This is a genomic window from Microbacterium xerophyticum, from assembly GCF_053543555.1.
Genome location: NZ_JBLVOB010000006.1, coordinates 713,919 through 725,750 on the forward strand (window position 1 = coordinate 713,919; position 11,832 = coordinate 725,750).

Annotated in this window: 12 protein-coding genes; 9 read left to right on the forward strand and 3 right to left on the reverse strand. The window is 65.7% G+C overall.

The features are described 5' to 3' along the window. Nucleotides 1–105: 105 nt before the first annotated feature. Complete coding sequence (gene rpsA / locus ACNPNP_RS10140; RefSeq protein WP_448965898.1) at nt 106–1,560, reverse strand: 30S ribosomal protein S1; 1,455 nt, start codon at nt 1,558–1,560, stop codon at nt 106–108. A 208-nt stretch (nt 1,561–1,768) separates the two neighbouring features. Here rpsA and ACNPNP_RS10145 point away from each other — a divergent pair, with 208 nt between their 5' ends. From ACNPNP_RS10145 to ACNPNP_RS10155, 3 genes are read left to right on the forward strand one after another with little or no spacing between them, the layout of a single operon-like run. After that, nucleotides 1,769–2,320 carry a hypothetical protein gene (locus ACNPNP_RS10145; protein ID WP_448965899.1) on the forward strand — a complete coding sequence of 184 codons (552 nt, stop codon included), beginning with the start codon at nt 1,769–1,771 and terminating at the stop codon, nt 2,318–2,320. Then, nucleotides 2,305–3,138: a hypothetical protein gene (locus ACNPNP_RS10150; protein ID WP_448965900.1), complete on the forward strand. Its 834-nt coding sequence runs from the start codon at nt 2,305–2,307 to the stop codon at nt 3,136–3,138. The genes ACNPNP_RS10145 and ACNPNP_RS10150 overlap by 16 nt, the downstream gene beginning before the upstream one ends. Before the next feature lie 37 nt (nt 3,139–3,175). Further along, nucleotides 3,176–4,096: a 5'-3' exonuclease gene (locus ACNPNP_RS10155; protein WP_448965901.1), complete on the forward strand. Its 921-nt coding sequence runs from the start codon at nt 3,176–3,178 to the stop codon at nt 4,094–4,096. A gap of 21 nt (nt 4,097–4,117) precedes the next feature. Here the strand turns inward: ACNPNP_RS10155 and ACNPNP_RS10160 are convergent, their stop codons facing one another. Then, nucleotides 4,118–5,104, reverse strand: a complete 987-nt coding sequence (locus ACNPNP_RS10160) for a PHP domain-containing protein (protein ID WP_448965902.1) — start codon at nt 5,102–5,104, stop codon at nt 4,118–4,120. A gap of 6 nt (nt 5,105–5,110) precedes the next feature. Further along, nucleotides 5,111–6,175, reverse strand: coding sequence for an anthranilate phosphoribosyltransferase (gene trpD / locus ACNPNP_RS10165; RefSeq protein ID WP_448965903.1), 1,065 nt, complete (start codon nt 6,173–6,175; stop codon nt 5,111–5,113). A 142-nt stretch (nt 6,176–6,317) separates the two neighbouring features. On the opposite strand from trpD, the gene ctaE reads away from it, so the two are divergent. The 6 genes from ctaE (at nt 6,318) to ACNPNP_RS10195 (ending at nt 11,795) form a co-directional block, all read left to right on the forward strand. After that, a complete protein-coding gene (ctaE, locus tag ACNPNP_RS10170; protein ID WP_448965904.1) occupies nt 6,318–7,010 on the forward strand; it encodes an aa3-type cytochrome oxidase subunit III in 693 nt (230 codons plus the stop codon). Between the two features lie 20 nt (nt 7,011–7,030). After that, a complete protein-coding gene (gene qcrC, locus ACNPNP_RS10175; protein WP_448965905.1) occupies nt 7,031–7,834 on the forward strand; it encodes a cytochrome bc1 complex diheme cytochrome c subunit in 804 nt (267 codons plus the stop codon). A 36-nt stretch (nt 7,835–7,870) separates the two neighbouring features. Continuing rightward, the gene (qcrA, locus tag ACNPNP_RS10180) at nt 7,871–8,947 is read left to right on the forward strand and encodes a cytochrome bc1 complex Rieske iron-sulfur subunit (RefSeq protein ID WP_448965906.1); all 1,077 of its coding nucleotides are present in this window, start codon (nt 7,871–7,873) and stop codon (nt 8,945–8,947) included. After that, a complete protein-coding gene (qcrB, locus tag ACNPNP_RS10185) occupies nt 8,944–10,794 on the forward strand; it encodes a cytochrome bc1 complex cytochrome b subunit (protein ID WP_448965907.1) in 1,851 nt (616 codons plus the stop codon). The genes qcrA and qcrB overlap by 4 nt, the downstream gene beginning before the upstream one ends. Nucleotides 10,795–10,867: 73 nt before the next feature. Next, the gene (locus ACNPNP_RS10190; RefSeq protein WP_448965908.1) at nt 10,868–11,275 is read left to right on the forward strand and encodes a RidA family protein; all 408 of its coding nucleotides are present in this window, start codon (nt 10,868–10,870) and stop codon (nt 11,273–11,275) included. 100 nt (nt 11,276–11,375) lie between these two features. After that, nucleotides 11,376–11,795 carry a rhodanese-like domain-containing protein gene (locus ACNPNP_RS10195; RefSeq protein ID WP_448965909.1) on the forward strand — a complete coding sequence of 140 codons (420 nt, stop codon included), beginning with the start codon at nt 11,376–11,378 and terminating at the stop codon, nt 11,793–11,795. The last annotated feature ends 37 nt before the right edge of the window (nt 11,796–11,832 follow it).

Sequence of the window (11,832 nt, forward strand, 5' to 3'; positions counted from 1 at the left end):
ACGAAAGCGGGCGTAATGTTCCGTCACACCGCGCACGGCATCCGGCGGGCTAACGCGGAACGGGCCGCCACCCGAAGGTGACGACCCGTTCCGTGTGAGGCGTTATTACGCGTTGCCGCCCGAGAGCTTCTCGCGCAGAGCCGCGAGTGCCTCGTCGTCGGCAAGCGTTCCGGCGCCGGAGTCGCTCGTGAAGGACTGTGCAGCGGCGAAGTCGTCGCCTGCAGCGGCCTCTGCCTCGGCTGCCTTGGCAACCGCGACCTTGTGAGCCTCCCAGCGGGTCTGGGCTGCAGCGTACTCCTGCTCCCAAGCCTCGCGTGCGGAGTCGAAGCCTTCCTTCCACGCACCGGTCTCGGGGTCGAAGCCCTCCGGGTACTTGTACTCGCCGTTCTCGTCGTACTCGGCGAGCATGCCGTACAGGGCCGGGTCGAACTCGGTGCCGTTGGGGTCGACCGACTCGTTGGCCTGCTTGAGCGACAGCGAGATGCGACGACGCTCGAGGTCGATGTCGATGACCTTGACGAAGACCTCTTCGCCGACGGACACGACCTGCTCAGCCAGCTCGACGTGCTTGCTGGAGAGCTCGGAGATGTGCACGAGGCCCTCGATGCCGTCTGCGACGCGGACGAACGCACCGAACGGAACGAGCTTGGTGACCTTGCCCGGTGCGATCTGGCCGATCGCGTGGGTGCGGGCGAAGACCTGCCACGGGTCCTCCTGCGTCGCCTTGAGCGACAGGGAGACGCGCTCGCGGTCGAGGTCCACCTCGAGGATCTCGACGGTGACCTCCTGGCCGACCTCGACGACCTCGGATGCGTGCTCGATGTGCTTCCAGGACAGCTCGGAGACGTGCACGAGGCCGTCAACGCCACCCAGGTCGACGAACGCACCGAAGTTGACGATCGACGAGACCGTGCCCTTGCGGACCTGGCCCTTGTGGAGGTTGTTGAGGAAGGTCGTGCGCGACTCGGACTGCGTCTGCTCGAGCAGAGCGCGGCGCGAGAGGACGACGTTGTTGCGGTTCTTGTCCAGCTCGAGGATCTTCGCCTCGATCTCCTGGCCCAGGTACGGGGTCAGGTCGCGGACGCGGCGCAGCTCGATGAGCGATGCCGGCAGGAAGCCGCGCAGGCCGATGTCGACGATGAGTCCACCCTTGACGACCTCGATGACCGTACCGGTGACGACGCCGTCGTCTTCCTTGATCTTCTCGACGTCGCCCCAGGCGCGCTCGTACTGCGCACGCTTCTTGGACAGGATCAGACGGCCTTCCTTGTCCTCCTTTTGGAGAACAAGAGCCTCGACCTCGTCGCCGACCTTGACGACCTCGTTGGGGTCGACGTCGTGCTTGATGGAGAGTTCGCGGGAGGGGATGACACCCTCGGTCTTGTAACCGACGTCGAGCAGAACCTCATCGCGGTCGATCTTGACGATCGTGCCTTCGATGATGTCGCCGTCGTTGAAGAACTTCAGAGTCTTCTCGACCGCGGCCAGGAAGTCCTCAGCAGATCCGATGTCGTTGATGGCGACCTGCTTGGTGGCCGGGGCGGTCGTTGCGGTAGTCATGTAGTGGGTTGTCCTTGTTGGGTGGGTACTCGGGCCACGGGCGCTCATGCACGCATGAGTGATCGCCTGAAGCGAATGGAATTGGATTTTCAATCAACGGGCATGCGAGTGCACGCCACGAGTGACACTTCAGATTATCAGAGATTCGTCCTGAACGCTGCTGTGGATAACTCCGGCGGATGCGGGCGCTTCGCGTTAGCGTGAACGGGTGACCCTCCCCCGATCGAAGACGAGCCGGATCCGGATGCTGGCACTGCTCGCACTCGTGGCAACCGCCCTGAGCGCCTGCACGCCGACCCCGGAGCCGACCCCGACGCCGACCGCGGCATTCGCGTCGGAGGAAGAAGCATTCGCCGCGGCCGAAGAGGTCTATCGGGAGTATACGAACGCATTGAACGAAATCGACACAAGCAATGTCGAGACTTTTGAAGCACTGTACGACTTAACGAGTGGCAACTTTGAAGCAGCCGACCGCAAGACTTTCTCTCAACTACAGGCCGAGAATTACACGCTCTGGGGCGAAACTCGCGTTGCTTCGTTCGAAGGAATGAACTCAGAGGAGCCTTACGTCGAGGTTACTGCGATCGTCTGCGTCGACGTCAGTGACTCCGGCATCTCGGACGAGGCCGGGCAATCCGTGGTCCCCGCTGATCGTCCCGACATCAATGCCTTACAAGTAACTTTTGTGAGATCCCAAGACGGCGACTTACTTATCGACCACGCCGATCGCGAACAGGGTGATTCATGCGCCTCTTCGTAACGGCGATACTAGCCAGCACGCTCGTGCTCGGTGCCGTGACTGACGACGATGGCGTGGGCGGGCTCGATGTCATCGCGGGAGTCGATCCGAACGGGGTCATCGTGGACGGTACCCACAACACACCAGGTCACCCCGGCGATCCTGGGACCTCTCCCATAGGCGACTCCGATCCCGGTACGGACTCGGATTGGACACCTCCCCCGGGGTGGGCGCCTCCTCCGGAGTTCAATTTCGCGCAGTGTCTGAACGACTGGGACTCGTACATCCAGTGCTTCCGTGCGCAGGAGGAAGAAGCCGAAGAGACTCCGGCAGAGGAAGCCGCGGCCCCCGCGATCCCCGCCGTCACGATCGCCGATGTCGCCCGCTTCGCTCCCGCGGGCTCCGCGATCTCCGCAGAGCCCGACAATGTCGGGGTCGTCGGTCTGCCGACGAACTTCGTGGCGGCAGCATCCGTCCACACCGTGAACGACTCGCTGTTCGGGTTCCCCGTCGCGGTGAGGTTCACCCCCGTCGGCTACGACTTCACATTCGGCGACGGCACGACCACGACGACCGCCGAGGGAGGTCGATCATGGGCCGACCTCGGACAAGCCCAGTTCACACCCACCCCTACGAGCCACACCTACGCCGAGCGCGGCACCTACTCCGCAGCGGTCGATGTGCGCTACACGGCGGAGGTCGACTTCGGCATCGGCTGGTTCCCGATCCCGGGCGAGGTCACCTCGTCGGGCGCTGCGCAGGAGGTCCGCATCTTCGAGGCACACACGGCTCTGGTGGCGCACACCTGCGAGCAGGCGCCCGACTCCCCCGGCTGCTGACGCCGGATCCGTCGAGGCGCTGTGACATGCTGATCCCATGAGCGACAGGCTGATGCTGCTGGACACCGCTTCCCTCTACTTCCGTGCCTTCTACGGCGTTCCGGACAAGGTGAAGGCCCCCGACGGCTCCCCCATCAACGCCGCGCGCGGGCTGCTCGACATGATCGCCAAGCTCGTCACCCTGTACGAGCCGACGCACATCGTCGCGTGCTGGGACGATGACTGGCGTCCGCAGTGGCGCGTCGACCTCATCCCCAGCTACAAGGCGCATCGAGTCGTCGAGATCGTGCCAGCCGGTCCGGACGTCGAAGAAGTGCCCGACCCGCTCGAAGCCCAGATCCCGCTGATCCGCGAAGAACTGACCGCCCTCGGCATCCCGATCATCGGGGTCACGGCGCATGAGGCCGACGACGTCATCGGCACCCTCGCCACGCTCGCGACCATGCCGGTCGACATCGTCACCGGCGACCGCGACCTGTTCCAGCTGATCGACGATGATCGCGGCATCCGCATCGTCTACACGGCGCGAGGCATGAGCAACCTCGAAGTCCTCACCGAGGTGAGCGTCGTCGCGAAGTACGGCGTGCTCCCCTCGCAGTACGCCGACTTCGCGACCATGCGGGGCGACGCCTCCGACGGCCTGCCCGGGGTTCCAGGCGTCGGGGAGAAGACCGCGGCCACGCTTCTGCAGACGCACGGCGATCTCGCCGGCATCCGCGCGGCGGCGGAAGCAGGCGAGGGTATGAGCGCCGGGCTGCGCGCGAAGATCCTCGCCGCCTCCCTCTACCTCGATGTCGCGCCGACGGTGGTCGAGGTCGCACGCGGGCTCGACATCGCACCCCCCATCGATCCGGTGCGCGCACTCGACCCCTCAGAGGCGGACGCCGCCATCGCGCTCGCGCAGAAGTGGAATCTCGGCTCGTCGATGGACCGCGCCATCGCGGCCCTCGGCCGTTGACGCGGCGGCCGAGTCAGCAAGCTACTCGGCCCAGGCTCTCAGCCGGTCCACGCCCCACGTCGTCACGATCCGCTCGGCCGGCACCCCGGCCTTCTCGGCACGCTCGGCGCCGTAGTCGAGCAGCGACAGCTGCCCCGGCGCATGCGCATCGGAGTCGAGCGAGAACAGGCACCCGGCATCCAGCGCGATCGCGATCAGCTCATCCGGCGGATCCTGCCGCTCGGGTCGCGCATTGATCTCTACTGCGACTCCGTTCTCGGCACATTCGTCGAACACCGCGCGGGCGTCGAACTGCGAGGGCGGCCGTGTGCCGCGATCCCCTTGCACCAGCCTCCCGGTGCAGTGCCCGAGCACGTTGACGTGAGGACTCCTCACCGCGGCGATCATGCGCGCGGTCATCGGCCTCGGTTCCATGCGCAACTTGGAATGCACGGAGGCGACCACGATGTCGAGCGCACTCAGCAGTTCCGGGTCCTGATCGAGGGCGCCGTCTTCGAGGATGTCGACCTCGATCCCGGCGAACATCGTGAAGCCGTCTGCCGATTCACCGCGCACGAGCGGCATCTGCTCACGCAACCGTTCGGCGGACAGCCCACGGGCGACTCTGAGCCGCGGCGAGTGATCGGTGATCGCCAGGTATTCATGCCCGAGAGCTCGCGCGGCCGCGGCCATCGTGGCGATCGAGGTCGTCCCGTCCGACCAGTCCGTGTGGGCGTGCAGGTCGCCGCGCAGCTTCCCACGGAGTACGGAGGCGCGTTCCGGTTCGACCTCGCCGCGCAGCTCCACCAGGTAGTCCGGAGTCTCACCGGTCTGCGCCTGACGGATCACGGCGAAGGTCGACTCGCCGATGCCCTTGGCCGCACGGAGTCGTGTGGGATCGTTGCGCACGTCGTCGGACAACCCCTGCAGGGTCGCCGCAGCCTGGCGGAAGGCCTTCGCCCGGTATCGCGAGGCGCGCTCCCGCTCGAGCAGGGTCGCGATCTCAAGCAGCGCGTCTACGGGATCCATGATCGTTCACGCAGAGGCGAGCTCTCGCGTCGCGTCGACCCACGCCGTCAGCTTGGCAGCGGCGCTGCCGTCATCGATCGCCGCCTCCGCACGCGCGTACCCGTCACGAAGGCGATCGAGGATCGGACGCTGCACCTGCGTCGAATCCTGGGACAGTTCGAATGCGACGATCCCCGCTGCGGCGTTCAGCAGCACGATGTCGCGCACCGGGCCCTTCGTGCCCTCGAGAGTGTCGCGGAGCACGCCGGCGTTGTGCTCGGGCGATCCTCCGATGAGGTCCGCGAGCTCTGCGGTCGGGATGCCGAGATCACGAGGATCGAGGTCGTGCTCGTGGATGTCGCCGAGGCTGACTTCCCAGATGCGGCTGTGGCCGGTGGTCGTCAACTCGTCGAGACCGTCATCGCCGCGGAAGACGAGCGCGGTCGCCCCGCGGGTGCGGAACACACCCGTGATCAGAGGGACTCGCTCGAGCTGAGCGACGCCGACAGCGTTCGCCTCCGCGCGAGCGGGGTTGCAGAGCGGGCCCAGCATGTTGAACACGGTGGGCACGCCGAGCTCTCCTCTGGCGTTGCCGGCGTGCTTGAACCCGGGGTGGAAGGCAGCAGCCCATGCGAACGTGATGCCGGTGCGGTCGAGCACGGCCGCGACCTCTTCGGGAGAGAGCGAGAGCTGAAGGCCCAGGGCACCCAGCACGTCGGATGACCCGGACGCCGAGCTGGCAGCCCTGTTGCCGTGCTTGACCACAGGGATGCCGGTCGCGCCGATGATGATCGCGGCGGTCGTCGAGACGTTGACGGTACCCACGCGATCGCCGCCGGTCCCGACGATGTCGAGCACGTTGGAGGAGACCGGCAACGGAACAGCGGCCTCGAGGATGGCGTCGCGGAATCCGACGATCTCATCGATCGTCTCGCCCTTGGCCCGCAGAGCGACCAGGAAGCCGGCGAGCTTGGCATCCGAGACGTTCCCCTGCATAACCTGGCGCATGGCCCACGTGGACTCCCACACGCTGAGATCGCGCCCCTCCAGGAGCGTGGTGAGCACATCCGGCCAGGTCGGGGAATCAAGCATGTCTGCGATCCTATCGGCGCGAATAAATTCCTTGCGCAGAGCCTCGCTGACGTGCATCCTTGATTTCCCTTGAATTCACCGAGGATTCGCAGGGACTTCTTAGGGTCCCCTAAGCCTCGGTTCGGGGAATCGGGCCCTGCCGATGCAAGAATCACGCTCGCAGATCGGCCATAATGGAGGGGTGACCACCTCAGCGACCTATGCCCCGGCGGCAAGAACGATCAAGCGCCCGAATTCGGTAGCTGTCGGCACCATCGTGTGGCTCGGCAGCGAGGTGATGTTCTTCGCGGGACTGTTCGCGATCTACTTCACCCTCCGCAGCACGTCTCCCGAGCTCTGGGCAGACCGCACGGAGCTGCTCAACGTGACATTCGCGGGTGTCAACACCGCGATCCTCGTGCTCTCGTCCGTGACCTGCCAGATGGGCGTGTTCGCGGCGGAAGACCTTCAGCCGTACCGCATCGCGAAGGGCCAGGTGAACGGCGCAGGCCGTCGACGCCTCTTCGGCTGGGGAATGATCGAGTGGTTCTGGCTCACGTTCGCACTCGGTGCGATCTTCGTCTCCGGTCAGGTCTGGGAGTACGCGCAGCTCGTCGCTGAGGGCATGCCGATCCAGGCGGACTCCTACGCCTCGGCCTTCTACCTGACCACGGGCTTCCACGCCCTCCACGTCACCGGCGGACTCATCGCGTTCCTGCTCATCATGGGCCGCGCGTTCGCAGTGAAGAACTTCACGCACAAGGAGGCGACCTCCTCGATCGTTGTGTCCTACTACTGGCACTTCGTCGACGTCGTCTGGATCGTGCTGTTCTTCGTCATCTACTTCCTGAAATAAGAGCGGAGCTGACCTGCGAAATGGCACGAGAGAAGAAGCGTCGCTCGAACGGACGCCGTAGCCCCCTGGCGGCTGCGGCACTGATCGGTGCCGGCCTCCTCATCACGGGAGGCATCTACGCCGGAGCGTCAGCGGCCATCGCCGCCACCGACACTCAGACGAGCGCGAGCACCGAGCTCAGCATCGAGGACGGCGAGAAGCTGTTCCAGGCGAACTGCGCCACCTGCCACGGTCTCGACCTGCAGGGAACCGACAACGGTCCGAGCCTGTACGGCGTCGGCGAACTGTCCGTCGAGTTCCAGCTGGCGACCGGCCGCATGCCGCTGCAGATGCAGGGACCGCAGGCTCCTCAGAAGAGCCCGCAGTTCACGCAGCCGCAGATCGACGCGATGGCCGCCTACGTGCAGTCCGAGGCGCCCGGCCCGACGTTCCCCGACGATGAGATCCTCGACGGCGAAGGCGATGTCGCACACGGAGCCGAGCTGTTCCGTGTCAACTGCGCCATGTGCCACAACGTGTCGGCGGCCGGCGGTGCTCTCACCGAGGGCAAGTACGCCCCGGCACTGACCTCGACCAGCGCGCTGCACATCTACGCGGCGATGGTCACCGGCCCGCAGAACATGCCGGTGTTCGGAGACATGAACCTGTCCGACGAGGACAAGCGCGACATCATCTCCGCGCTGCTCTTCCAGCAGGAGTCGGTTTCGGTCGGCGGCTTCACGCTCGGCAACCTTGGCCCCGTCTCGGAGGGCCTGTTCGTCTGGATCTTCGGTATCGGTGGCCTCGTCGCCATCACCGTGTGGATCACGGCGAAGTCCAACTGACGCTTATTCATCGAAGAGGAACGTACGAGGAGCACCATGGCACACGACGACGACTCGAAGGCCCTTGACCGGGCCTACCAGCCCTCACCGGGGCTGGGTGTCGCAGTCAGCGATCCCGTGCAGAACCCGGGGCTGCCGCCACACCGTGAGCGGATGACCGACAAGGACCCCAAGGCTGAGAAGCGCGCGGTCCGCACGGTCTACACACTGTTCTACCTGTCGCTCGCCGGCAGCATCTGGGCCGTCGCCGCGTACATGCTGTTCCCGATCGAAGACGGCTCGATGGTCTCGATCCGTTACAACAACCTCTTCATCGGACTCGGCATCGCACTGGCGCTGCTCTCCCTCGGCATCGGGGCCATCCACTGGTCCAAGGCGCTGATGTCCGACAAGGAGTTCGTCGAGCACCGCCACCCCACCCGGGGCAAGGACTCGACGCGCGAGGCGGCCGTCCAGGCGTTCGCCGACGCCAACGAGGAGTCCGGCTTCGGACGCCGCACCATGATCCGCAACTCGCTGTTCGCAGCCGTGGTCGCGTCGATCATCCCCGGTGTCGCTCTCTTCCGCGGTCTCGCACCGCACAGCACCCCGGACGACCCCACGGCCGGCGACCCGGTCGTGCTGCTCAAGCACACGATGTGGGCGGAGGGACAGCGTCTGGTCCGCGACCCCGACGGCACACCCATCCGTGCTGCTGACGTCACCCTCGGCTCGGCCTTCCACGTGATCCCCGAGGATCTCGCCGAGCTCAGCCACCACGACGGCTACCTCGAGGAGAAGGCCAAGGCGATCGTGCTGATGATGCGCCTTCGTCCTGAGCAGCTCGTCGAGGCCGAGGACCGCAAGGACTGGTCGTACGACGGAATCGTCGCGTACTCCAAGGTCTGCACGCACGTGGGCTGCCCTGTCGCGCTGTACGAGCAGCAGACGCACCACCTGCTGTGCCCGTGTCACCAGTCGCAGTTCGACGTCACCGATCACGCGAAGGTCATCTTCGGACCGGCTGCCCGTCCACTGCCGCAGCTGCCGATCACGGTCGACGATGAGGGCTACCTCGTCGCACGCAGCGACTTCACCGAGCCTGTCGGCCCGAGCTTCTGGGAGCGCCATTGAGCACCGCAACGCTGTCCAAAGAGGACAAGGACAACAAGGCGCCTCTCGGCGGCCGCTTCGTCGGTGGAGCGGCGAACTACATCGACGAGCGGACCAGCCTCTCGGGCTTCGTCAAGGAGCTGGGTCGCAAGATCTTCCCCGACCACTGGTCGTTCATGCTCGGCGAGATCGCGCTGTGGAGCTTCGTCGTCGTCTTCATCTCGGGCTCGTTCCTGACGTTCTTCTTCCAGGCGTCGATGGTCGAGACCCACTACACGGGTGCGTACGCCCCCATGCGCGGCATCGAGATGTCGGCAGCGCTCGAATCGACGCTGCACATCTCCTTCGATCTGCGCGGTGGCCTGCTGGTTCGCCAGATCCACCACTGGGCGGCTCTCGTGTTCGTCGCCGGCATCGGCATCCACATGCTGCGCGTGTTCTTCACCGGCGCGTTCCGCAAGCCGCGTGAGCTGAACTGGGTGATCGGCTTCGTGCTGTTCATCCTGGCTCTCGCCGAGGGCTTCACCGGCTACTCGCTGCCTGACGACCTGCTCTCGGGCAACGGCCTGCGCATCATCGACGGCATGGTCAAGGGCCTCCCCCTCATCGGCACCTGGACGTCCTTCCTGATCTTCGGCGGCGAGTTCCCCGGCACCGACATCGTGGGTCGCCTGTACTCGTTGCACATCCTGCTGCTGCCGATGCTGGTCATCGCCCTGATCGTCGTGCACTTGATGCTGATGGTCATCAACAAGCACACCCAGTTCGCCGGCCCCGGCCGCACGAACGACAACGTCGTCGGCTACCCGATGATGCCGGTGTACATGTCGAAGATGGGCGGCTACCTGTTCATCGTCTTCGGCTCGATCGTGCTGATAGCGACATTCGTCCAGATCAACCCGATCTGGGCGTACGGACCATACGACCCCTCCCCCGTCTCGGCGGGTACCCAGCCGGACTGGTACATCGGATTCGCGGACGGGGCCCTGCGCCTCGCGCCGTCGAACTGGGACCTCGTCCTCCTCGGTCACACCTGGTCGTTCGGAATCATCGTTCCGGTGCTGGTGCTCGGACTGTTCATCGTCGCCGTCGCGATCTACCCGTTCCTCGAGGCGTGGATCACCGGAGACAAGCGGGAGCACCACCTCGCACAGCGTCCCCGCAACGCCGCCACGCGCACCGCGATCGGCGCCGCCGGCGTCATCTTCTACGCGGTCCTGTGGGCTGCAGCATCCTCCGACCTCATCGCGACGCACTTCATGCTCACGATGGAAGGCGTGATCCACGCGCTGCAGGCGCTGCTGTTCCTCGGCCCGATCCTCGGCTACTTCATCACGAAGCGCATCTGCATCGCGCTGCAGAAGAAGGACCGTGAGATCGTGCTGCACGGTTACGAGTCCGGTCGCATCGTCCGCCTTCCCGGAGGCGAGTACATCGAGGTGCACCAGCCGGTCGACACCTACGACCGCTGGAAGCTCATCGATGTCGACGGCTACGAGCCGCTCGTCGTGCGCCCGAACGACAAGGGACGCATCCCGTGGACGGAGAACCTGCGCTCGTCCATCTCGCGCTGGTTCTTCGAGGACCGTCTCGCCCCGCTCACGCAGGCCGAGGTCGCCGCGGCGGACGCGCACCAGAGCCACGTCACGGCCCACATGGACGAGGCAGAGGCCGAAGAGATCCAGGGAGCCCACGAGCGCGCAGGTGTCCCTGACGCTCCCCTGACCGCTCCGGCCGAGACGCACATCGACGAGACCGCCAACACCCCCAGCTCGGTGATCGCCACCGACCCGGTGAAGAAGCCCAAGAAGGGCTCGGCGCACGGCGAGGTCGGAACGCCCGAGAAGAAGTCGGAGGACGGCGAGTAACGACGCCGCCCACTGGGCCCCGGCCGTCGCTCTTCGGAGCACGGTCGGGGCCCTTCTTCGTTACGCTCGAAGGATGTCCTCCGTCGTTCGTCTCATCCGCTCTTCCACGCTCGTCGATGCCCCATATTCCTACGCGGCGACAGCTCCATCGCAGTCACGGCTGATCTTCCTCGCCGGTGCATGCCCGCTCAACGACGACGGATCGACGGCGTTCCCGGACGACTATGCCGGTCAGGCGTCTCGTTGCGTCGAGACCTTGACCGAGGCGCTCCGTGCGGCAGGCGCGTCGCTGACCGACGTCATCAGCACGCGCGTGCTGGTGGCCTCGTCCGCACAGCAGGATCTGGTCGATGCATGGGACGTGGTCCACGCTGCTTTCGGCGATCACGACGTGCCCAGCACGCTCCTCGGCGTCACTGTGCTCGGATACGATCAGCAGCTCGTCGAGATCGAAGCGATCGCGGCGGTCGCAGACGACTGAGGACGCGTCCGAAGGGTACCGCTGAAGTATGGCGGAAATCCTACGTACGGCGTCCGGGCCGGGGCGGTGGCGGGTCGCAGCAGCGCAATAGGCTGAAACCATGATCGATCGTGCTGACTACTTCGCCGCCAAGCTCGCGTACGAGACCGACGCGAGCGACCTGTACGCCCGTCTGAAGGCCTCTGACGATGTCGTGGTCATCGACGTCCGCTCCGACGAGGCGTGGGCGCAGGGACGCATCCCTGAGGCCGTGCACATGCACTACAGCGAGATCGCGACGCGGGCGCCGGCGGAGATCGCGTCCGGCAGCGAAGTGATCGTGTACTGCTGGAGCCCTGGCTGCAACGCAGGAGCCAAGGGTGCCCTGGAGTTCGCGAAGCTCGGCTTCACCGTACGAGAACTGATCGGCGGATTCGAGTACTGGGTGCGCGAAGGGTATCCGGTCGCCGATGCCGACGGCATCCATCGACGGCCCATCGACCCGCTCACCGGAGTCGCCCGCATCCGCACGCACGCCTGAACCACTTCCCTGCCGAGCGGCAGAAGGGCCCCCGGAT